The 21817-nt window shown below is 60.3% G+C and carries 23 protein-coding genes; 18 read left to right on the top strand and 5 right to left on the bottom strand.

Going from position 1 to position 21817, the window contains the following annotated elements:
- Nucleotides 1–19: 19 nt before the first annotated feature.
- The 7 genes from CGZ77_RS08135 (at nucleotide 20) to CGZ77_RS08105 (ending at nucleotide 4853) form a co-directional block, all read left to right on the top strand.
- Nucleotides 20–292 carry a hypothetical protein gene (locus tag CGZ77_RS08135; RefSeq protein WP_009424862.1) on the top strand — a complete coding sequence of 91 codons (273 nt, stop codon included), beginning with the start codon at nucleotides 20–22 and terminating at the stop codon, nucleotides 290–292.
- A gap of 149 nt (nucleotides 293–441) precedes the next feature.
- Complete coding sequence (locus tag CGZ77_RS08130) at nucleotides 442–696, top strand: hypothetical protein (RefSeq protein WP_009424861.1); 255 nt, start codon at nucleotides 442–444, stop codon at nucleotides 694–696.
- Nucleotides 693–1757, top strand: a complete 1065-nt coding sequence (locus tag CGZ77_RS08125) for a toprim domain-containing protein (protein WP_009424860.1) — start codon at nucleotides 693–695, stop codon at nucleotides 1755–1757. Before CGZ77_RS08130 ends, CGZ77_RS08125 begins: the two co-directional genes overlap by 4 nt.
- 12 nt (nucleotides 1758–1769) lie before the next feature.
- Nucleotides 1770–3503, top strand: coding sequence for a DUF927 domain-containing protein (locus CGZ77_RS08120; protein ID WP_232504831.1), 1734 nt, complete (start codon nucleotides 1770–1772; stop codon nucleotides 3501–3503).
- A 168-nt stretch (nucleotides 3504–3671) separates the two neighbouring features.
- Nucleotides 3672–4040, top strand: coding sequence for a type II toxin-antitoxin system RelE/ParE family toxin (locus CGZ77_RS08115; protein WP_009425342.1), 369 nt, complete (start codon nucleotides 3672–3674; stop codon nucleotides 4038–4040).
- On the top strand, nucleotides 4037–4348 hold the full coding sequence (locus CGZ77_RS08110) for a DNA-binding transcriptional regulator (RefSeq protein WP_009425341.1): 312 nt from the start codon (nucleotides 4037–4039) through the stop codon (nucleotides 4346–4348). The genes CGZ77_RS08115 and CGZ77_RS08110 overlap by 4 nt, the downstream gene beginning before the upstream one ends.
- 157 nt (nucleotides 4349–4505) lie before the next feature.
- Nucleotides 4506–4853 (top strand): hypothetical protein, encoded by a 348-nt coding sequence (locus CGZ77_RS08105; protein ID WP_036495555.1) that lies wholly within the window; start codon nucleotides 4506–4508, stop codon nucleotides 4851–4853.
- Between the two features lie 493 nt (nucleotides 4854–5346).
- Here CGZ77_RS08105 and CGZ77_RS08100 read toward each other — a convergent pair whose 3' ends face one another.
- From CGZ77_RS08100 to gatC, 4 genes are all read right to left on the bottom strand, one after another.
- Nucleotides 5347–5979 carry a trimeric intracellular cation channel family protein gene (locus CGZ77_RS08100; RefSeq protein WP_009425338.1) on the bottom strand — a complete coding sequence of 211 codons (633 nt, stop codon included), beginning with the start codon at nucleotides 5977–5979 and terminating at the stop codon, nucleotides 5347–5349.
- A 373-nt stretch (nucleotides 5980–6352) separates the two neighbouring features.
- The gene (locus CGZ77_RS08095) at nucleotides 6353–7252 is read right to left on the bottom strand and encodes a DUF535 family protein (RefSeq protein ID WP_009425335.1); all 900 of its coding nucleotides are present in this window, start codon (nucleotides 7250–7252) and stop codon (nucleotides 6353–6355) included.
- Between the two features lie 76 nt (nucleotides 7253–7328).
- Nucleotides 7329–8780 carry an Asp-tRNA(Asn)/Glu-tRNA(Gln) amidotransferase subunit GatA gene (gene gatA, locus CGZ77_RS08090; protein WP_009425334.1) on the bottom strand — a complete coding sequence of 484 codons (1452 nt, stop codon included), beginning with the start codon at nucleotides 8778–8780 and terminating at the stop codon, nucleotides 7329–7331.
- 130 nt (nucleotides 8781–8910) lie between these two features.
- Nucleotides 8911–9201, bottom strand: a complete 291-nt coding sequence (gene gatC, locus CGZ77_RS08085) for an Asp-tRNA(Asn)/Glu-tRNA(Gln) amidotransferase subunit GatC (RefSeq protein ID WP_009425332.1) — start codon at nucleotides 9199–9201, stop codon at nucleotides 8911–8913.
- A gap of 241 nt (nucleotides 9202–9442) precedes the next feature.
- Between gatC and CGZ77_RS08080 the strand changes: the two genes are divergently transcribed.
- From CGZ77_RS08080 to orn, 9 genes are all read left to right on the top strand, one after another.
- Nucleotides 9443–10486: a rod shape-determining protein gene (locus tag CGZ77_RS08080; RefSeq protein ID WP_094031100.1), complete on the top strand. Its 1044-nt coding sequence runs from the start codon at nucleotides 9443–9445 to the stop codon at nucleotides 10484–10486.
- 21 nt (nucleotides 10487–10507) lie between these two features.
- On the top strand, nucleotides 10508–11383 hold the full coding sequence (gene mreC, locus CGZ77_RS08075; RefSeq protein ID WP_009425329.1) for a rod shape-determining protein MreC: 876 nt from the start codon (nucleotides 10508–10510) through the stop codon (nucleotides 11381–11383).
- Nucleotides 11380–11880 (top strand): rod shape-determining protein MreD, encoded by a 501-nt coding sequence (mreD, locus tag CGZ77_RS08070; RefSeq protein ID WP_009425328.1) that lies wholly within the window; start codon nucleotides 11380–11382, stop codon nucleotides 11878–11880. Before mreC ends, mreD begins: the two co-directional genes overlap by 4 nt.
- Nucleotides 11877–13967 carry a penicillin-binding protein 2 gene (gene mrdA, locus CGZ77_RS08065; RefSeq protein WP_009425327.1) on the top strand — a complete coding sequence of 697 codons (2091 nt, stop codon included), beginning with the start codon at nucleotides 11877–11879 and terminating at the stop codon, nucleotides 13965–13967. Before mreD ends, mrdA begins: the two co-directional genes overlap by 4 nt.
- Nucleotides 13964–15079, top strand: a complete 1116-nt coding sequence (gene rodA / locus CGZ77_RS08060) for a rod shape-determining protein RodA (RefSeq protein ID WP_009425326.1) — start codon at nucleotides 13964–13966, stop codon at nucleotides 15077–15079. The genes mrdA and rodA overlap by 4 nt, the downstream gene beginning before the upstream one ends.
- A gap of 38 nt (nucleotides 15080–15117) precedes the next feature.
- Nucleotides 15118–15612, top strand: coding sequence for a hypothetical protein (locus CGZ77_RS12285; protein ID WP_198344875.1), 495 nt, complete (start codon nucleotides 15118–15120; stop codon nucleotides 15610–15612).
- A complete protein-coding gene (locus CGZ77_RS08055) occupies nucleotides 15569–15964 on the top strand; it encodes a hypothetical protein (protein ID WP_198344888.1) in 396 nt (131 codons plus the stop codon). Before CGZ77_RS12285 ends, CGZ77_RS08055 begins: the two co-directional genes overlap by 44 nt.
- Nucleotides 15965–16107: 143 nt before the next feature.
- The gene (locus tag CGZ77_RS08050; protein ID WP_009426612.1) at nucleotides 16108–16440 is read left to right on the top strand and encodes a hypothetical protein; all 333 of its coding nucleotides are present in this window, start codon (nucleotides 16108–16110) and stop codon (nucleotides 16438–16440) included.
- Nucleotides 16441–16615: 175 nt separating this feature from the next.
- Nucleotides 16616–17173 carry an oligoribonuclease gene (gene orn, locus CGZ77_RS08045; RefSeq protein ID WP_036496338.1) on the top strand — a complete coding sequence of 186 codons (558 nt, stop codon included), beginning with the start codon at nucleotides 16616–16618 and terminating at the stop codon, nucleotides 17171–17173.
- Between the two features lie 77 nt (nucleotides 17174–17250).
- Here the strand turns inward: orn and ilvA are convergent, their stop codons facing one another.
- Complete coding sequence (gene ilvA / locus CGZ77_RS08040) at nucleotides 17251–18774, bottom strand: threonine ammonia-lyase, biosynthetic (RefSeq protein ID WP_009425100.1); 1524 nt, start codon at nucleotides 18772–18774, stop codon at nucleotides 17251–17253.
- Between the two features lie 193 nt (nucleotides 18775–18967).
- Between ilvA and CGZ77_RS08035 the strand changes: the two genes are divergently transcribed.
- Both CGZ77_RS08035 and CGZ77_RS12635 read left to right on the top strand, forming a co-directional pair.
- Nucleotides 18968–20218 carry a D-alanyl-D-alanine carboxypeptidase family protein gene (locus CGZ77_RS08035; RefSeq protein ID WP_094031219.1) on the top strand — a complete coding sequence of 417 codons (1251 nt, stop codon included), beginning with the start codon at nucleotides 18968–18970 and terminating at the stop codon, nucleotides 20216–20218.
- Between the two features lie 261 nt (nucleotides 20219–20479).
- The gene (locus CGZ77_RS12635) at nucleotides 20480–21805 is read left to right on the top strand and encodes a CAP domain-containing protein (protein WP_094031098.1); all 1326 of its coding nucleotides are present in this window, start codon (nucleotides 20480–20482) and stop codon (nucleotides 21803–21805) included.
- Nucleotides 21806–21817 lie beyond the last annotated feature (12 nt).

The following is a 21817-nucleotide window of genomic DNA, read 5'->3' as shown; positions in this document are numbered from 1 at the left end:
CTCGAAAAGGTACAACATCATGAAATCATCTACCCAAACATCCCCCGAAAAAACCATCACCATCCCGCACGAGCTTTACTGCCAAATTGCTAACGCCCTGCTGCAGCTTGGCAACTTTGCCACCCATGCGGGCATCATTGCCGACAATCTCCAAGCATTCAACAAAACGGGAAGCAGCTTAGGCGTGCATCAAAACATCGCCATGCTGGCCGATCTTGCCACGGAAGCCGACAACATCGGCGGGCAATGGCTGTCCGCCCAAATCTGCGAAATCGGCGACCAACAAAGCTAATCCCCATTCCCGCCCCGTGAAGCGCCGCACAGCGCGTTTTGCAGGGCGGGACACCCATTCCTACACCGGCAAGCCCGCCAAAACGCAATACAGAGCCATTATCGCGCATCTGCGCCTTATGGCAGGTTTGCCGCACCGAAAGGCAAGCTATGTTTATCGCCATCGTATCCCTACCCAATCCGACACCACGCGCCGGCGAAGCCTTTACCCACGCTTGGGCATCGCTTGGCGCATTCCCATCCCGCGAGCTGGCGCAGGCCGCTATCGACGTCTGTGCCGCAAAAAACCCCGTACAGGAAAGCCGTATCAGCCAAACCCTGCCGCGCTTTTTCTTTCAGGGCGGACAACTGCCCGCACGCACGCATGAAAGGCCGTCTGAAACCCGCACGGAGGCCGCCAAATGACCGCCTTTGACCTGTCCGACCTCAAAGCCGCCGCGCATGGCCGCTGGCCTGACATCCATGCCGCGCTGAGCATTCCCGCCCGCCTGCTGAATACCCGCAAACACCAGCCTTGCCCGCATTGCGGCGGAACAGACCGCTACCGCTACACCGACCACAAGGGCAGCGGCGGCTACATCTGCAACCAATGCGGCCACGGCAGCGGCTTTGATTTGCCCATGCTGGTGTATGGTTGGACATTTCCCGAAGCCGCCCGCCAAGTGGCCGCACTGCTTGGCATGGGGCAGAGGCCGTCTGAAAACCCGCCCAACGCAAGGCAGCCTGAAAGCCCCGAACCGAAACCCGAGCGGGACAAACAGCCCGAACTAATCCGCCTTTTCAACGCCGCCGCCCCGATAGACGGCACGCCCGCCGCCCTGTATCTCAAAGGGCGCGGCCTTTCAGACGGCCTAATCGGCCAAAGCCGCGATTTGCGTTGCCATCCATCCCTGCCCTATTGGGTAACGCGCTGCACCGACGGCCATACCGCCGCCCCTGTCTGCATCGGGCAGTATCCCGCCCTGCTGGCCGCAGTAAAAACGCCATGCGGCACATTGCAAGGGCTGCACAAAACCTACTTACAGGCCGACAGGCGCGGCGGATTCTGCAAGTTCGCGGGCATCCATCCCGATACGGGCGAGCCGTTGCCCGCCAAGAAAATGACCGCCCGATACGCGGGCGCATTCACAGGCGCAGCCGTGCATTTGGGCAGCCCCGATACGCAAGGCCGCATCATCGCCGCCGAAGGCATAGAAACCGCCCTTGCCGCTTGGCAGCTTTTCGGCATCCCCGCCCTTGCCGCCCTGTCCGCCCACGGCCTGCACGCCCTGCAATGGTCGTCTGAAACGCAAACCCTGCTGATAGCCGCCGACAACGACCACAGCCGAACAGGCCGCAAAGCCGCCGAAGCCCTGACCCGCCGCGCCGCCCGCGCAGGCATCGGCGGCGGCATCTGGCAGAGTGAAACCGCAGGATTCGACGCACTGAACGATCTGAACGCCAAACAGGCCGCAAAGGCCGTCTGAAAGGAGAACACCATGACCGCACAACACCAGCCCCAAACCGCAGCAAACTATCCCGCCGCCGACTTTGAACCCGTAGCCGCCCGCCCCTACTTTGAGTGCAAAAGCAGCGGCGTGTATTACATCCACACCGAAACCGACAAAGACGGCCGCATTATCGAAAAGCCGCCCCTGCGCCTGTCCGACCAAATCGACATCATCGGGCGGGGCATCGACGCGGCGGGCGGCCACTACCGCATCATCCGCTGGCGCGACGCCCACACACGGCGCACCGCCGCCCTTGCCTGCGCCGACATCGGCACCCCGCAAAGCTGGCAGCGCCTGCAAGGCTGCGGAATCACCATCCTAAGCGGCAGACGCAAGCGCGAACTGCTGGCCGACTATCTGCAGACCGGCGGCGCCACCACGCCCTACACCGTGGCCGACAAAGCAGGCTGGCAGGGTAGCGCCTACATTCTGCCAAACGGCGAAATCGTAAACCAGACAAGCGAAAAAGTGATTTACAACGGCACCGGCGGCCAAGCCTACACCGAAGCAGGCGGCCTGAAAGACTGGCAGGACAACATCGCCCGCTATGCCGCAGGCAACAGCCGCCTGCTGCTGGCGCTGGGCACATCGCTGTCCGCCCCGCTGCTGCACATCCTGCACGAAGCAGGCGGCGGTTTCCACATCTGCGGCGACTCATCCGACGGCAAAACCACCGCCGCCCTTGTCGGCCTTTCGGTATGGGGCCAGCCGCAGACGCTGAAAAAAACATGGCGCGGCACCGATTTGGGATTTTCCAATTTTGCCCTTGAGCGCAACGACGGTTTCCTTGTTCTCGACGAAATCGGCGAAGCCGGCCCCAAAACCGTCAGCAAAACCGCCTACAGCGTAATCAACGGCACCAGCAAAGCACAGGGCGCCAAAGACGGCGGCAACCGCCCCGATCAGGAATGGCTCATCCTGCTGTTTTCCACCGGCGAATATTCCATGCAGGCATACATGGAACGCGCAGGCGAGCCGTGGGAAGCAGGGCAGGCCGTCCGCCTGCCGAGCGTCTCCGCTGCCGCCCGCTACGGCATCTACGACACCCTGCACGGCTTTGCCAACGGCGCCACCCTGTCCGACCACCTGCAACAGGCCGCAGCGCAATACCACGGCACCGCCGCCCGCGCATGGTTAGCCAAGCTGCAGACCTTAAGCGCCGATACCGTCCGCGCCGCACAGGCCGCCTTTCTTTCCACCCTGCCCGATTTAGACGGCCAGGCCGCCCGCGTTGCCCGCCGCTTTGCCCTTGCCGCTGCCGCGCTGGAATTGTCCGCCGAAATCACCGGCCTTGCCGCAGGCATCGGCACCGCAGGCATCAAGCAATGCTTTGAAGACTGGTTTGCCGCCAACGACGTAGGCAAGCATGAAGACCGCCAAATCATCCGCAGCATGGCCGCCTTTATGCAGCAACACGCCCACGGCATGCGCTTTGCCGACTGGCACAGCGAATACACCAACCGCGATCACGCAGGATACAGACGCGAAGGCGAGCCGAACGAAAAAGCAGAATATTGGATTATTCCTGCCGTGTTTGAAGGCGAAATCCTACAGGGCAAAGACACCAAAAAAAGCCTGCACCGTACTGCACGGCATCGGGTGGCTGTCCAAGCCGTCCGACGGCAAACGCTGGCAATTCAAAAAATTCAGCAAAGGCCGCTTCTACGTCCTACTTGGCGCAGAGCCGCCCGATTCCGACAGCCAAGAGTAAAGGCCGTCTGAAAAACCGCAACAGCCGCCGCATGGTGGCTTTTTTGCGACAATAACAAAAACTAACAGCCGCCCCATTCCCGCCCCTGTGTTTTTTACCGCCCGAATACACGGCAATGCATCGGATTAGACGGAAACAGACAACGCCGATATAATGCCCAGCATTACAGAAAGAACAGCATGCGGATATTCAAAAACAGATACATAACCCGATTTGCCGCCAAACAAGGAATTACAGACGCAGACTTGCGCGAAGCCGCCGAAAGGGCAGATAACGGCCTGATAGACGCCGATTTGGGCGGCGGCGTAATCAAGCAGCGCATAGCCCGAAAAGGACAGGGTAGAAACGGCGGTTATCGGAGTCTGATTATTTTCAGAAAGGGCGACAAAGCCTTCTTCATGCTGGCATTTGCCAAGAACAACCGCGCAAACATCAGCCGCGAAGAACTGGCCGAATTAAAAGCCGCCGCCGAAATCATGCTTGCAATGACCGATACGCAGATAGCGGCAGCCATTGAAAACAGCACACTAACGGAGATAGAACCATGAAATACAAAAGCGAAGTTTTCGCAGCCATACACGACACCGCGCAAGGCCTGCACCAAGCGGGCGTAATCGGCGATACGCAAATGAGGCGTTTTGACAAATCGTGCCTGACCAAAGCCGAACCGCTGACAGGCGAACAAATCCGCGCCATCCGCGAACATGAAGACCTGACACAGGCCGCCTTTGCCATTCATCTGAACGTAGGGAAAAACCAAGTTTCCGACTGGGAGCGGGGCATCAAGAAACCCAGCGGCGCGGCCTTAAAGCTGCTGACACTGGTAAAAAACAAAGGCATTGAAGCCATCATGTAGGCAGCCCGCCCGGGCAGCCGCCGATTTGCCCCAAACACCAAGCCGCCGCAAAGGCGGCTTTTTGCCACCATTCAAGAAAACCGCCCCGCCAAATTCAAGATACCGCCCAAAGAAAAGCAGCCAAAAAAACACCAGCCGCCAAGCAAAGCGGCTTTTTTTGCAACCTACAAAAACCTACTTTATTCAGACGGCCAAACCCGCCGATCGCCCCCAAACGGCCAAATCTGCGCCTTTCCCCTTTCAGACGGCTACCCCTTACCCGCACCCCAAACAGGCGGAATTTGCCGCCCTGCACGGCCATAAAGCGGGGCATCTGTGCGTCAGGAAACCGCCGCCGACCGATTCGGACGGCCAAACCCGCCTGCCCAATCATCAACAAACAGGAAACAATCAGGCGAAAAACGCGCCGATTGTTGAATTTCAAAAACGCTATACGCGCGAGAAAAACGCGTTTTTAGTGGGTATGGTGGGTATGAATGGTTTAAGTTATTTATTTAAAATATAAAAACCATACCCACTGGCCTATCTTAACGTGGGTATGCGGTGGGTATGGTGGGTATGAATTTAAAATCAACAATTTAAGATACCCGCATACCCACCTACCCATTGCATACCCCGTAAATTTATGTAAGTGGGTATGCACTTTTCACAGTAGAAACATTAACTAACAATGTTAATACCCACATACCCACTAAATTTTGCATTTTGCGTTTATATATATGTTTTTTTCAGGCTGCCTTGCCAAAACCTGCCCAGTAGTCAAAAATCCGGCAAGCGGGCAAACCGCCAAAAGCGGGGGCAGCAAATCCCCCTAAAAATGTCTGACCTTTGCAAAATGGGGGTATTTTTGGGGGTATTTTGGTTACAGATGATTTTTTGACTTTTAAAAATCAATTAATTATGAACATAATTCTAGTCTCTCCATCAACCCGTTTTTTTACGTCTAACGCCATCTAATGCCGTAAACCAAACGCCTGATACATAAAACCTTGGTTGGCCTAACTACTTGCCGCGCCGCGGCGGTTTTGGAAACCGGGCAGCTGCCAGTGGAAACGGTAGGCCGTCAGCCGCAGCAGGCAGCCGCCGATAAAGAGCGCGTTAAGGGTCAGCACATTAATCCAGCCTGCCTGGGCGAGCAGGTAAACCAGTATGCCGATTAGGATGGCGACACTACCATAAAGGTCGGAGCGAAGAACCATCGGCACTTTATTCACCAGAATATCGCGGGCTATACCGCCGCCGACGGCGGTAACGAAAGCGAGCACCACCACGCCGAACATGTTCAGATGCAAAGCCACGCCGGCTTGTGCGCCGGTGATGCTGAACGCGGCCAGGCCGATGGAGTCGGCGACGATAAAGGCGGCGTTCAGCGCGGCACGGCGGTGGCGTTCGAGACGGAACAGCCAGGCGGCGGCCAGCGCGGCAAACACCACAATCAGCGCGTCGGTACGCAAAAACACCTGCGGAATATGGCCGACCAGCGCGTCGCGCATCATGCCGCCGCCCACAGCGGTCAAAAGCGCGGTAATCACAACGCCAAGTACGTCCAGCCGCTTGCCGTAGCCGACGAGGTAGCCCGAGATGGCGAAGGCGGCGGTACCGGTGATATTGATAAGATCGGTGGGAGTCATGGTTTTGATGTGTGGTAAGACGGGTTATGGGATTGACGGGAGGCCGTCTGAAAGGTTTGGTATCTTTCAGACGGCCTTTGGTTTGTTGTATTTGTGTTCAGGCTGCCAAGAAAAAATCTTCCTCATTTTGCGCCGCTGACTCAGCTTGGCGAAGCTGCTGAACGGTTAATGCGGCGCGGCCGTTGCCGTAAAAGCGGCGCGGGTTGCCGCACATCCAACAGGAGCAGCGGGCAGGCGTGGCAACGTGTGCGCCAAGCGGTATGCCTGCAAAGTGAAAGTCGCGGCGGCGTTTGTTTTTTAACCGTTCGATATGATGCGGCGCAGGGCGCGGGTCATGTTTTCTTCCTTTTTTGAATGGCTTGACGGTTTTTTTTCAGACGGCCTTTCCGTCTGCCTGATTGTTTTGAGGCCGTCTGAAAAACGCCTGTATTTCGGCTTCGGTCTGATCGAGCATTTGGTAACGTTTGCGGTACATCGAGCGTTTTTTGCTTTCGATTTCGTCCATTTGTTTGCGCTGCGGCGCGGCGGGCAGGTGCCAGTAGCCGTCGTCGCCCAATATTGCGCCGCTTTCCTGCCAGAAGTGGTCGTAGTTCATTTTCACGCGTTTTTTCAGTTTCCAGCGCAATTTGACTTGGTGGTCGTGAGCGATGCCCAACGCAGGCAGGCCGAGCGCGGCGGCGAGGTATTGCAGGGCGGAGCTTATGAGCCCCTGCGGGCGCAGGCCGTGAAGCTGCTTGGTGAGGCGGCGCACGGTGTCTTTGGCTTCGTCGCCCGCCGGCCCCTGCACCGAAGCGGCCACCAGACCTTCTGGCAGCAGGGCAAAGGTGGCGTTATAGAGGCGGCTGCCTGCGCCGTCGGTGAGCGTTACCGCCCAAAGGCCCTCATCGGCGCAGATGCCGTTGCGGTTGAGCACCAGCAAGAGGCCGTCTGAAATGCGGACGAGGGGAATGTCGGTACCGATATTGTCGAGCTTGGCCAGCATAGGTTCGGGAAACAGGCGGCAGGCGGCGGCGATGTCGTGCCGCATGGCCGCCAGCCGACCGTCGGCATTAAAACGCTTGTCGATAAAGGCGTGCACCAGCGGGTAAGCATCCTGCGGCCGCTTGGCAAACAATGCCTGATAATCGGGACGGCTGTTGACAAAGGCTTCCAGCGCGCGGATTTGGCGGCGGTGCAGCAGCATGCGCAGGGCGTATTTGAAATGCTGCGTGCGGTATTTGGGCGCGAAGTTGTACACGGCGCGGTAGTCGGGGAAAGTGAACACTTTGGACATGATCGGGTTGGGTTTGGATTAATGAGGCCGTCTGAAAGCCTGTTTTGGGTTTTCAGACGGCCTTTTGCCTGCGCTTTTACAGCTTCGGCACTTTGCTGTGCCAGTCGCTTACCAATTGGATTTGGTGGGCGGCGTTGAGCAGGCGGGCTTCGGAAAAGTGGTTGCCGATAAGCTGTACGCCGATGGGCAGGCCGTTGCGGCAGAAACCGGCGGGCAGGCTGAGGGCGGGCAGGCCGGCGAGGTTGACGGCGATGGTGTAGATGTCGGAAAGGTAGGCTTGTACGGGGTCGCCGCCGTGGCTGCCGATTTGTGGGGCGGAGCTGGGGGCGGTGGGGCCTAAGATAAGGTCGCAGCCGGCAAAGGCCGTCTGAAAGTCGTTGGCGACGAGGCGGCGCAGTTTTTGCGCTTTGATGTAGTAGGCATCGTAGTAGCCGTGGCTCAGTACATAAGTGCCGATCATGATGCGGCGTTTGACTTCGCTGCCGAAGCCTTCGGCGCGGGTGTTGGCGTACATTTCTTCGAGATTGGCAAACTCGGCGGCGCGGTGGCCGTAGCGCACGCCGTCGTAGCGCGAGAGATTGGTGCTGGCTTCGGCGGAGGCGAGCACGTAATAGGCGGGGATGGACAGGGCGGTTTGCGGCAGGGACACTTCTACTGTTTCCGCGCCCATGCCGCGCAGCAGGTCGATGGTGTTTTGCAGGGCGGTTTTGACGTCTGCTTCGCAGCCGTCGCCGAAGTATTCTTTGGGCAGGCCGATTTTCAGGCCTTTGAGCGGGCGGTTTAGGTCGCGGGTGTAGTCTTCGTTTTCGCGTTCGAGGCTGGTGGAATCGCGTTCGTCAAAGCCTGCCATGGCGTTGAGCAGGATGGCGCAGTCTTCGGCGGTTTGCGCCATCGGGCCGGCCTGGTCGAGACTGGAGGCGTAGGCAATCATGCCGAAGCGGGAAACGGTGCCGTAGGTGGGTTTCAAGCCGGTAATGCCGCAATGGGAGGCGGGCTGGCGGATGGAGCCGCCGGTGTCGGAGCCTAAGCTGGCGGGGGCAAGGCGGGCGGCAATCACGGCTGCCGAGCCGCCGGACGAGCCGCCGGGCACATGGGCGGTGTTCCACGGGTTGCGGGTTGCGCCGTAGTAGGAATTTTCGTTGGCCGAACCCATGGCAAATTCGTCCATATTGGTGCGGCCGAGCGTAACCATGCCTTGGTCGAGCAGGTTTTGCACCACTGTGGCGGTGTAGGGTGAGATAAAGTTATCAAGCATTTTGCTGGCACAGGCGCTGCGCCAGCCGGTTTGGCAGAAGATGTCTTTGTAGGCGACGGGTACGCCGGTAAGCGCGGTGGCATTGCCTGCGGCAATGCGCGCATCGGCGGCGCGGGCTTCGGCGAGAGTTTTTTCTTCGTCAAGCGTGATGTAGCCGTTGATGGCGGTGTTGTGCGCGGCGATGGCTTTCAGGTATTCGCCCGCCAGTTCGACGGCGGAAATTTGTTTGGACTGTAATAATTCGGAGGCTTGTTTGAGGGTGTAGGGGGTCATGTTTTTTCCGGGAAATGCGGTTCAGACGGCCTGCAATCTGTGTTGCTGAAAAATAATGGAAACAGGGCGCGCCAAGCTGATGTGATATTTTCAGACGGCCTTCAAGTCAGGCATGAGGCCGTCTGAACGCTTATTCTTCGATAACCTGCGGCACGATGTAGAGACGGTTTCGCACCTCGGGCGCACAGGTTTGGTATTCGGCGGCGCGGTCGGTTTCGGTAACTTTATCGTCGCGCAGGCGCAGGGCGAGGTCGTGCGGGTGGGTCATGGGTTCGACGCCTTCGGTATCGACGGCCTGCATTTTTCCGACCAGATCGAAGATGCCGTTCAGATCGCCGAGCATCTGCTGTTTTTCGTTTTCGTCCAGACTCAGCCGCGACAGGCGGGCGATTTTCTCTACATCGGACAGGCTCAGGGACATGAAAATTTCCTTAAAGATAATTAGCAATATTGACAATTTAGGGTATCATAGCGCGCTTTCCACCAAGCGGCGCGGATTATAACCGAAACGCGCTGCCGGAATAACTAATTTCCCCCGTTCAGACGGCCTCACCGCAAGATGCTGTTTACAACCCGCTTCACAAACCAAATGTAAACAGCCGCCGGATTCAGGCCGTCTGAAAACGTATCGACACCCTCCGTTTACCATTGCAGGAACCCCTATGTTTCCCCGTTTCATCACCCGTTATTTCTCCAACGATCTGGCCATCGACCTGGGCACGGCCAACACGCTGATCTACACCAAAGGCAAAGGCATTGTTCTGGACGAGCCTTCCGTGGTGGCGATGCAGATCGACCCGAACACCGGCCGCAGCGCGGTGCTGGCAGTCGGCACGGACGCGAAAAAAATGCTCGGCCGCACACCCGGCAGCATCCAAGCTATCCGTCCGATGAAAGACGGCGTGATCGCCGACTTTACCGTCACCGAAAAAATGCTCAAACACTTCATCAAAAAAGTGACGCACAGCCGCTTTGCCGCCACGCCGCGCATCGTTATCTGCGTACCCTGCGGCTCGACGCAGGTAGAGCGCAAAGCCATCCGCGACTCGGCCGAAGCGGCGGGCGCATCGGCGGTTTATCTGATTGAAGAACCGATGGCCGCAGCCATCGGCGCGGGTCTGCCCATCGAAGAGCCGACCGGCTCAATGGTGGTGGACATCGGCGGCGGCACCACCGAAGTGGGCGTAATGTCGCTCTCCGGTGTGGTGTACTCACACTCTGTGCGCGTCGGCGGCGACGCTTTCGACGAAGCCATCATCAATTATGTGCGCCGCAACTACGGCATGTTAATCGGCGAGGCCACCGCCGAAAGCATCAAAAAAGACATCGGCACGGCCTTCCCCGGCATGGAGGTGAAGGAGATCGAAGTCAAAGGCCACAACGTCGCCGAGGGCATCCCGCGCTCCTTTACTATCTCTTCCAACGAAGTGCTCGAAGCGATTACCGAGCCGGTCAACCAAATCGTCCAATCGGTAAAAACCGCACTGGAACAAACCCCGCCCGAGCTGGGCGCCGACATCGCCGAACGCGGCCTGGTGCTCACCGGCGGCGGCGCGCTGCTCAAAGGTTTGGACAGACTGCTGGCCGAAGAAACCGGCCTGCCGGTGATGATTGCCGAAGACCCGCTCACCTGCGTCGCCCGCGGCACCGGCCGCGCCCTTGATCTGGTAGGCCGTCTGAATTCCATCTTCGTCGCCAACCCCTAAACCCGAAACTGCGCCGGCGCCATGTCCAAATCCCTGAGCTTCACACGCAACCGCAACCGCCCCGTCAACCGGCTGGTTATCTTGTCGATTGCCAGCATTGCGCTGATGGTTTTGGACGGCCGCTACGCCGCCGTGCAGCAGCTCAAATCCTATCTTTCCACCGCGCTCAAACCTTTGCAGTGGCTGGCCGACAAACCGGTCGAACTGTACGAATACGGCAGCACTTTCCTGCACTCGCAGCAGTCGCTGATTGCCGCCAACAGCCGCCTGCAAACGGAAAACATGCGCCTGTCCGCCATGCTGCGGCAAAGCGGCGCCGAACGGCGCGAGCTGGCGGAGCTGCGACGGATCAACGGCCTGAAAAACGCCGCATTGGGAAACGGCACGGCGGCGGAAGTGGTGTCCAACGGCAAAAATCCGCTTGCCGACAAGCTGGTTATCAACAAAGGCAGCAGCGACGGTTTGCAGGCGGGCGATGCGGTGGTCGACCAAAACGGCCTGATCGGCCAGCTCACCGCCGTGCACCCGTTCGGCGCCGAACTGACCCTGCTCACCCACGCCCAATCGGTCGTTCCCGTCACAGTTGAGCGTACCGGCGTACGCAGCCTGGTCTACGGCGACGGCAACCGTGTTTCCCTGCGCTATTTTCCCGTTGACGCCGATTTGCAGGCGGGCGACCTTCTGGTCACCTCCGGCCTTGATTCCGTTTATCCGGCCGGCATTCCCGTAGCCAAAGTGGAAAGCGCCGAGCGCTCCTCAGGCACACCCTATTACCGCGCCGCGCTGTCCGTTCCCGCCGCCGTGCGCAGCAGCAAATACGTACTGGTTCTGCCGCAAACCGAGCCCCTGAGTGTTCAGACGGCCTCCGAAGCGGCGGCATCCGCCCCCCGCCCATGACCGATTTCGACGATTTCTACAACCGGATTCCCAAACGCCTGATCGGCGCGACCTTTGCCGTCTCGCTCTTGTTTGACCTGATTCCCTTTCCCGCACACCTCTCCTTCTGGCTGCCGGAAGCCACCGCCCTCACCCTGCTCTACTGGGCGCTCAACCGCCCGCAGTCCGTCGGCATCGTCACCGCCTTTGTCTGCGGCCTGCTGATCGACATCGGCATCGCCGCGCCGCTCGGCCGCCACGCGCTGGCCTACATCCTGATGGTATTCTTCATCCAAAAATACCAGCGCTTCATCGTCCTGCAAAGCTATGCCTTCCAGTCCGTCGCCGTGCTGCTGGCACTGGCAGGCAGCCACATCGTCCTCATCCTCCTGCATCTGATTGCCGACCACCGCCTCACCGGCCTGCCCGGCCTGCTCGCCCCCGTCGTCGGCGCACTGGCCTGGCCGATGCTCAACAAACTGATGCTGGCACTTCTGCATTTCTCCCGCCGCCGATGAAGATCTTCCGCCCCTATCCCGCCGCCCGCAACGATGCCGCCGCCGTACAGCGCGACTTCCGCATCCGCCTGTTCGCCGCATTCGCCTTCATCGTGCTGCTTTTCGGCGCGCTGGCGGCGCGTTTTGCCTACCTGCAGGTGCAAAAGCACGGCGAATTCACCGCCCAGGCCGCCTCCAACCGCATCTCCCTGATTCCCACGCCGCCGATACGCGGCGAAATCGTCGATGCCAACGGCGTGGTTTTGGCACACAACTACCCCGCCTACTCGCTGGAAATCGTCCCCAACCGCATCGAAGGCAAACTCGACGACACCGTGGCCGTCTTAAAAACCATGGCCGACATCAGCGAAACCGATCTCAAGCGCTTCAAAAAATTCCGCAGCGAATTCCGCTCCTACGAAAAAATCCCGCTGAAACTCAAACTCACGCCCGACGAAGCCTCGCGCATCGCCGCCCGCCTCTACACCCTGCCCGGAGTCGAAATCAACGCCCGCACCTTCCGCGAATACCCCTACGGCGAACAAACCGCCCACTTTCTCGGCTACATCGGCCGCATCAGCGACAAAGACCAGGCGCGGCTGGCCGAAGAAAAGCTCACCCCGCTCTACCGCGGCAGCACCCACATCGGCAAATCCGGCCTCGAAAGCTATTACGAGCGCCAGCTGCTGGGCATCCCCGGCTACCGCGAAGTGGAAAAAGACGCCTACGGCAACATCATCCGCACCATCAAAACCGTGCCGCCGCAAAACGGCCAGACGCTGAAACTGGCGATGGACATCCGTTTGCAGCAGTACGCCATGCGCCTGATGAAAGGCAAACGCGGCGCGATGGTCGCCATCGACCCGCAAACCGGCGGCGTCATCGCCTTCGTCTCCAACCCCTCCTTCGACCCCAACCTCTTTATCGACGGCATCGACAGCGAAAGCTGGAAAGCCCTCAACGAAGACTGGCAAAAGCCGATGATCAACCGCGTAACCCAGGGTCTCTACCCGCCCGGTTCCACCTTCAAACCCTTCATGGGCATGACCCTGCTCGAAAGCGGCAAAATCGGCCCCGGCACCGTCGTCCCCGCCCCCGGCGCTTGGAGCATCCCCGGCACCAAACACATGTTCCGCGACTCCGTACGCAGCGGCCACGGCTCGGCCAACCTGATGAAAGCGATACAGGTCTCCTCCGACACCTTCTTCTACCGCCTCGGCTTCGAGCTGGGCATCGAAAAAGCCCACCCCTACCTGTCCCAGTTCGGCCTCGGCCAACAAACCGGCATCGACCTGCCGCACGAATACAGAGGCGTACTACCCTCGCCCGAATGGAAGGAAAAACGCTTCGCCAAACTCCCCCCCGCGCGGCGCAAATGGAACGTCGCCGAAATGGTGCCCATCAGCATCGGCCAGGGCTACAACGCCTACACCCCCCTGCAAATGGCGCACGCCACCGCCACCCTTGCCAACAACGGCACGGTATACCGCCCCCACCTCGTCAAAGAACTGCTCGACCACAACAAACAGCAAATCACCCTCATCGACCCCAAACCCGTCCGCACCCTGCCCTTCAAACAGGCACACTTCAACTACATCAAAGCCGCCATGGCCAAAGTGCTGCAACCGGGCGGCACCGCCCGCAAAGTCGGCGCGGGGCTCAAATACAGCATGGGCGGCAAAACCGGCACCGCCCAAGTCGTGCAGATCGCCCAAGGCAAATCCTACAACGCCGCCGCCCTCGCCGTGCAGCACCGCGACCACGCCTGGTTCATCGCCTTCGCCCCGCTGGACAAACCCAAAATCGCCATCGCCGTCATCCTCGAAAACGGCGGCTGGGGCGCGAACGCCGCCCCGCTGGCCCGCGCCCTGTCCGACTACTACCTGCTCACCCTCAAAGCCGGCGGCGACCGCGAAATCCCCGTCGACAACAGCGGCAAAACCACCGTTGCCAACCCCCTGCTGGCCGGCGGCGCAGTACGGAGGCCGTCTGAAAACCCCGTTACCCGCGCCTTCCGCGCCGCACAGCCCGAAGCCGCGCAGACACCCGCCTCCGCACCCGTTTCAGACGGCCTCCCCGCCCCCGCCGCCTCCGAGCCCAAGCCATGAACCCGAACGAAAACATCATCGCCAAGGCCAAACGCCTCATCTGGCAGCCCATCGACCCCTGGCTGTTTTACGCCATGCTCATCATCTACGTCATGAGCCTCTTTTTGCTCTACTCCGCCGACGGGCAGGACATCGGCCGCCTAGAAAGCAAAACCATGCACACCGTCATCGGTTTCGCCCTCATCTGGCTCATCGCCCGCACCAAACCGCAAACCCTCGCCAAATTCGCCCTGCCCGCCTACCTGCTCGGCGTGCTCATGCTCGTCGGTGTCCACTTCTTCGGCGTCACCGTCAACGGCTCAACCCGCTGGCTCAACCTCGGCGTCCGCATCCAGCCCTCCGAAATCATGAAAATCGCCCTGCCCATGATGGTTGCCTGGTATCTGCAACGCAACGCCGGCAACCTGCGCTGGCACCACTACCTTACCGCCCTGATCATCGTCATCGTCCCCGTTTTCCTGATTTTGAAACAACCCGACCTGGGCACCGCCACCCTCATCATGGCTTCCGGCCTCTTCGTCGTCTTCTTCGCCGGCCTGCCCTGGAAAGTCATCCTTGCCGCCCTCGTTGCCGCCGTCGCCGCCCTGCCCCTGATGTGGAACTACGTCATGCACGACTACCAGAAAACCCGTGTCCTCACCCTGCTCGACCCCACCAAAGACCCGCTGGGCGACGGCTACCACATCATCCAATCCATGATCGCCATCGGCTCGGGAGGCGTGTGGGGCAAAGGCTGGCTCAACGGCACGCAAACCCACCTCGACTACATCCCCGAATCCACCACCGACTTCATCTTCGCCGTATACGGCGAAGAATTCGGTCTCATCGGCAACCTCCTGCTCCTGGCCGTCTACCTCATCATCCTCGCGCGCGGCCTCTACATCGCCGCACAAGCCCCCAACCTGTACAGCCGCACCCTCGCCGGCGCCCTCACCATGACCTTCTTTTGCTACGCCTTCGTCAACATGGGCATGGTCAGCGGCATCCTCCCCGTCGTCGGCGTCCCCCTCCCCCTCGTCAGCTACGGAGGCACCGCCACCCTCTCCATCATGACCATACTCGCCCTCCTGATGGGCATCGCCAACCAGAAAAAAGACAAAAAGGCCGTCTGAAACCCTTTCAGACGGCCTCCGAAACGGAAAGCACAACCATGGACAGACAACGGCAGCAAGACGAAGAACACCAAGCCTACCTGCTGTGCCGCGGGCAAAACGCCGCGCAGCTGGCCGGTCTGATTGCCGACCCCGCCACCGGCCTTACCCTCCGCTACGCCGCCGCCCGCGCCCTGCAACACCTCCCCTACGCGCAAATCGAAGATACCGTATACCGGCTGCTGGACGGCCAATACGCCAAAACCAGAGCCGCTGCCGTTTTCGTCACTGGCCAAATGCAAACCGCCCTGACACCGGCGCAAACCGGCAAAATCGGCGGCACCCTCGCCGCCATCCTGCAAAGCGGCGAAAAAACCACCGTCAAAGCCGAAAGCCTGATTGCTCTAGGGCGCGTTGACAATCAGCCTTGCGGCGGTATTTTTGGTAAAAATCCACGCCTGCCGCGTCAAAAATGCTCGCAAGATATTCAATCTTGCTGCGCTTTTTTCCTTGCAGGCGCGAATTTTTCCTCAAAAAACCGCTTCGCAAGCTGAATGTCAACGCGCCCTAACCCATCTGTTCAGAAGGCAAATCTTCAGCCCGTCCGACTACGCCCGCTTTGAAAACGCCGTCCGCCCATACTTTGCCGCCCCCGCCGCCGCCCTTATTTTTCCCCTGATTTTTGCCGCCGCCTACCTGCCGCAGCGGCCGTACATCGAAAGCTTCCTGCTCAAACAACTGGCTGCAGGCACGCGCGGCAACGCATCATGGGCATTGTTCGCCATTGCCGAACGCGGCTACCGCTCCGACACAATCCGCGCCCTCCTGCACGAAAAACTGTCCGGCCTCGGCAAAAAATCCGCTTTCCGCCGCGACATCCTCGACTATCTGGCGCAAAGCGATTAACAAAACAAGCACTAACCGCGTTTTCAGACGGCCTCCGCCGACAGGCCGTCTGAAAACCCGTTTGGCGTTTTCGACACGGCTGCCGCCAAAACGCCGATTACCGACACAGCCGAAACCGTCCCTCCGAAAAAGGAAAAACCATCGTGAAACCCGCCCTTTCCGTCCTACTGTCCGCCCTCCTCTGCGCCGCCTGCGCCACAAGCGGCAGGCCGTCTGAAAACGGCACCATAGAAGTCTACCGCTCCGACGAATCCCGCCAATGCCAAGGCGGCGGTATAGACACACGGCAAATGCGCCGCCTGCTCGATGGCATCCCCGTATACGCCGAGCGCAAAGACCAAATGCGGGGCGTCGCCTTCCCCGCCGTCTGCGGCGGCGCAACCGGCAGCATCAACGTCTACACCATCCCCGCCGCCGACCGCGGCCGCGCCGAACAACTCGGCTTCACCGCCCTGCCCCCGCAACAGGCAGATTGAAACAGGCAGACGGAACGCCCGCCGCAAAATGCGCACAGGCCGTCTGAAAGCACAGCTTTAACGCAATTAAAGGCCGTCTGAACTTTTTTCAGACGGCCTCTTTTCAGAAGGCCTCTTGTCCTCCGCCTCCGCTATAATGCCGCCCGTTTTTTTCACTGACCGAAGGCCGTCTGAAATGACCCGAAACGCAAACAACCTCTGCTGGCTCGACATGGAAATGACCGGGCTCGACCCCGAAAAAGAGCGCATCATCGAAGTCGCCGTCATCATCACCGACAGCGATTTGAACGTATTGGCGCAATCCGAAGTGTACGTCATCCACCAAAGCGACGAGATTCTCAACGCCATGGACGAATGGAACACCGCCACCCACGGCCGCACCGGCCTCACCGAGCGCGTGCGCCAATCGCAGCTCACCGAAGCCGAAGTCGAACAAAAACTGCTCGACTTCATCGCCGCCTGGATACCCGAAAAAGCCTCGCCGATGTGCGGCAACTCGGTGCACCAAGACCGCCGGTTCATGCAGAAATACATGCCGCGCCTCGAAGCCTATTTCCACTACCGCAATCTCGACGTCTCTACCCTCAAAGAACTGGCCAAACGCTGGCACCCTGCCGTCGCCAAAGGCGTGGTCAAACGCGGCTCGCACAAAGCGCTGGACGACATTCTCGAGAGCATCGAAGAAATGCGCTACTACCGCGACCATTTTTTAGCGCTGCCGACGCGGGATTGAGGCCGTCTGAAAAGGCCGTCTGAAAAACCTGCGAAGCAGGTTTTTCAGACGGCCTTTGTGCGGTTCGCGCCGCAGGCTCAGCCGAGGAACAGGCGGTAGGCGGCGTTGCCGGTCTGGTCTTCGTAGGGGTAGCCGACGCTGTTCAAGAAGGCGGCGAAGGCGGCGTTGTCCTCGGGCGGCACGTCGATGGCGACGAGGATGCGGCCGTAGTCGGCGCCGTGGTTGCGGTAGTGGAAAAGGGTGATGTTCCAGCCGCTTTTGATGTGGCTGAGGAAGTGGCGCAGGGCGCCGGGGCGTTCGGGAAATTCGAAGCTGACGAGGTGTTCGTGGCGCACGTTCGGGCTGCGGCCGCCGACCATGTAGCGGATGTGGATTTTGGCGGTTTCGTCGTCGGTGAGGTCGGTAGCGGGGAAGCCTGCGGCGGCCAGTTCTGCGGCGATGGCGGCGCGGTCGGCGGCGCCGGTGGTTTGGATGCCGACGAAGATGTGGGCGGTGGCAGCGTCGCCGTAGCGGTAGTTGAATTCGGTGACGCTGCGGTTGCCCAGCAGGTCGACGAATTTGAGGAAGCTGCCGGGCTCTTCGGGGATGGACACGGCAAAGATGCCTTCGTTGCCTTCGCCCAGTTCGCTGCGCTCGGAGACGTGGCGCAGGCGGTGGAAGTTCATATTGGCGCCGCTGTTGACGGCAATCAGGGTCTGTCCTGTGCAGCCTTCGCGGGCGGTGTAGGCTTTGAGGCCGGCCAGGGCGAGGGCGCCTGAGGGTTCGGTGATGCTGCGGGTGTCGTCGTAGATGTCTTTGACGGCGGCGCAGATGTCGTCGGTGTCGACGAGGATGATTTCGTCGAGCAGGTCGCGGCAGAGGGCGAAGGTTTGTTCGCCGACGAGTTTCACCGCCGTGCCGTCGGCGAAGAGGCCGACGTCTTTGAGTTCGACGCGCTCTCCTGCGTCTATGGATTTTTTCATGGCGCAGGCGTCGCGGGTTTCGACGCCGATGACTTTGATTTCGGGGCGGACGTGTTTGATAAAGGCGGCAATGCCCGCCGCCAGCCCGCCGCCGCCGACGGGAACGAACACGGCATGGACGGGCTGCGGGTGCTGGCGGACGATTTCCATGCCGATGGTACCCTGCCCCGCGATCACGTCGGGGTCGTCGAAGGGGGGGATGTAGGTGAGGCCGCTTTGGGCGACAAGCTCTGTTGCGTGGTCGTAGGCGTCGTTGTAGGACGTGCCTTTGAGGACGACTTTGCCGCCGAGGGCGCGCACGGCGTCGACTTTGATTTGCGGCGTGGTTTCGGGCATGACGATGGTGGCTTCGCAGCCGAGTTTGCGCGCGGAGAGGGCGACGCCCTGGGCGTGGTTGCCCGCGCTGGCGGTAATGACGCCGCGGGCGCGTTCTTCTTCGCCGAGCGCGGCCATTTTGTTGTAGGCGCCGCGGATTTTGAAGGAAAACACGGGTTGTAAATCTTCGCGTTTGAGCAGGACGGTGTTGTTCAGACGGCCCGACAGGCTGCGGGCGGGTTCGAGCGGGGTTTCGGCGGCGACGTCGTAAACGGAGGAAGTGAGGATGCGGGTGAGGTAGTCGGAATGCGGCAGGGTGCTCATGATGTTAAGTTATTTTACGAAAGGTAAAACCATACCCGCGCGTCAGGGCGAACGCAAGAAAAAGTTAGCAAACGCGGGGCTCGTGGGTATAATGCGCCTTTTTTTTACGCACATTCCGCGCGGCGCGCCGCCCCCTCTTTTCAGACGGCCTGCCGCAGCCTTCCAATCCCTCCGCCCTTCCTGCCGCATCATTATGAAAAAAACCGTATCCCTCACCGTGCTGGCACTCTGTGCCTCGCTCTCTTTTCAGACGGCCTATGCCGCCAAACACCGCCACAAATCGAGCAAACCCGCGGCCGCCGCGCCCGTCGAACAGGCCGCATCCGAACCCGACATTCTGCCGCCCGAGCCCAAGCCGCAGCCCTCGTCCGCACCCGAAATTGCCGCCGCCGCCTACCTCGTGCAAGATTTGCAGAGCGGCCAGATTCTCACCGGCAAAGACTTGGACAAACCCGTCGAGCCCGCCTCGCTCACCAAGCTTATGACCGCCTATCTCGCCTTCCAAGCCCTCGAAAGCGGCAAACTCAAAGCGCAGGACATGCTCACGCCGTCTGAAACCGCCTGGCGCGCCGAAGGCTCGCGCATGTTCCTCAACATGGGCAAACCCGTGTCGGTGGGCGACCTGCTCAAAGGCCTGATCGTCCAGTCGGGCAACGACGCCGCCATCACGCTGGCCGAAGCGCTCGGCGGCAGCGAAGCGGGTTTTGCCGAACAGATGAACGCCGAAGCCAAGCGCCTGGGCATGAACAACACCCATTTCATGAACGCCACCGGCCTGCCGGGCGACGGCCACATCACCACCGTGCGCGACCTTGCCATTCTCTCCGCCGCCATCATCAAAGATTATCCCAAGTACTATCCCATCTACTCGATGCAGTCCTTCAAATACAACAACATCGAGCAGCCCAACCGCAACCTCCTGCTCTACCGCGACCCGAACGTCGACGGTTTGAAAACCGGCCACACCAACACCGCAGGCTACAACCTCATCGCATCGAGCAAACGCAACGGCCGCCGCGTCGTCTCCGTCGTTGTCGGCGCCGACAGTATCGAATCGCGTGCCGGCGAAAGCAGCAAGCTGCTCAACTGGGCGCTGCAGGCCTTCGACACGCCCAAAGCCTACGACGCCGGAAAAGCCGTCGCCCCCGTGCAGATTTACAAAGGGCAGAAAGACACCGTCGACACCGGCTTTGCCGAGCCCGTTTACGTCACCATCCCGCACGGCGAAGGTGCAAAAGTGAAAACCGTGCTGGAAACCGTCCAACCCGTCATCGCGCCCGTGGAAAAAGGCCAGGTGCTGGGCAAGCTGAAAATCACCTACGAGGGCAAAGTGCTGGCTGAAAAACCCGTCGTCGCCCTCGAAGCCGTGGAAGAAGCCGGCTTCTTCGGCCGCCTGTGGGACGGCATCAAACTGTGGTTTAAAAACATGTTTGCCGACGAATAAGCCGCACACAGACACTGCGGCGGTATCCGCATACCGCCGCAGCCCCGTATCCGCCCGAGGCCGTCTGAAAGCCCGGGCGTTGCGTCATTTCCGAACCCGCTTAAAGCCCCGCAAAACAAACAAACCAAACCCAAACTACCGCAGCGCCGATTGGCCGGCAGCCCCAAGGATTTCCCATGAAACGATTCGTCATCTCCGTCATCCTCCTCTTCTGCCTCACCGTCGCCACCCTGGCCGTCGGTCTCTACATCCTCGAATAATATGCGCGCTCCCTCCATCCCCGGCTCCCTCAAAGCCCTCATCATCTGGATCGCCCTGCTGGCCGCCCTCATGTATGCTGCCGCAATCCTCACCAAACGTCCGCCGCCGCCCACCCTGTCCGCCCAAAGCGGACACGACGGCAAACCCCACGCCCGCCTCGACGCCCTCGGCTACCTCAACCTGCTGCGCCGCGAAGCCGGGCTTGACCCCTTCTCCCGCTCCGACGCACTCACCCGCTCCGCCGCCAAACACGCCCGCTACCTCAACGACTACCCCGAAGACATGCACGACGAAAACCACGCCGACAGCCCCCTCTACACCGGCAAAGAACTCGACGAACGCGTGGAAAAAACCGGCTACCTCTACCTTGGCGTACAGGAAAACCTCAGCACCGGCGAACACGCCGCCCCCATGGGCGAGCAAGCCCTGCAACACCAATACATCGACGGCCTCATGACCGCCATCTATCACCGCTTCTCTCTGCTCGACCCCGTAGCCGACGAAGCCGGCATCGCCTACTCGACACACAACAACCGCCACGCCCTCGTCATCAACCAAGGGCGGCGCGACGCCGAACGCCTGTGCCGCCTCAACCGCAGCGAAGAAGAGGTCGACGAAAGCCGCTCCTACTACTCCGGCCTCTGCCGCAACGGCGCCGTCTTCTACCACGACGAACTCAAACTTAACATCCCCGACTACACCGTCTACCCCGTCGGCAAACTCGCCGCCCCCGTCTTCTCCAACGAAACCCCCAACCCCCTGCCCGACCGCGAATACAGCGGCAACCCCGTCAGCATCGCCTTCGCCGAAGGCGGCGAAGAACCCCAAATGATCTCCTTCGAACTCTTCAAAGGCAAAGAAAAAATCGGCAACACCCGCCTGCTCACCGCCGAAACCGACCCCAACAAACGCCTGACCCCCTACCAGTTCGCCCTCTTCCCCCTCGACCCCCTCGCCTACGACACCGCCTACCGCGCCGTCTTCCGCTACCGCCTGTTCGACTGGGAAAACGACGGCGACATCAAAGAACACACGGCCGAATGGAGCTTCCGCACCCGCAAACCCGACTACCCCTACTTCAACCTCAAAGGCGGCGAAAACCTCGCCGTCGAATCCGGCCGCAGCTACTACCTGCGCTGGCCCGCCCAAACCTGCCGCCCCGATTGCAGCCGCATCAGCTTCCGCGAATACGGCGACGCCGAAATCACCACCTACACCGGCGAATACGACGGCCTCATCGTCTCCGTCAGCGGCAAACGCGGCAGCGGCGTCCGCGTCAAACCCCTCTACGGCAACACCGGCGAAACCGCCCTGCTCGTACAATAAACCGCCGGAAAC

Origin of the sequence: Neisseria sp. KEM232, from assembly GCF_002237445.1 — a bacterium.
GTDB lineage: Bacteria > Pseudomonadota > Gammaproteobacteria > Burkholderiales > Neisseriaceae > Neisseria.
This window is presented reverse-complemented; position numbering and strand designations above follow the sequence as displayed.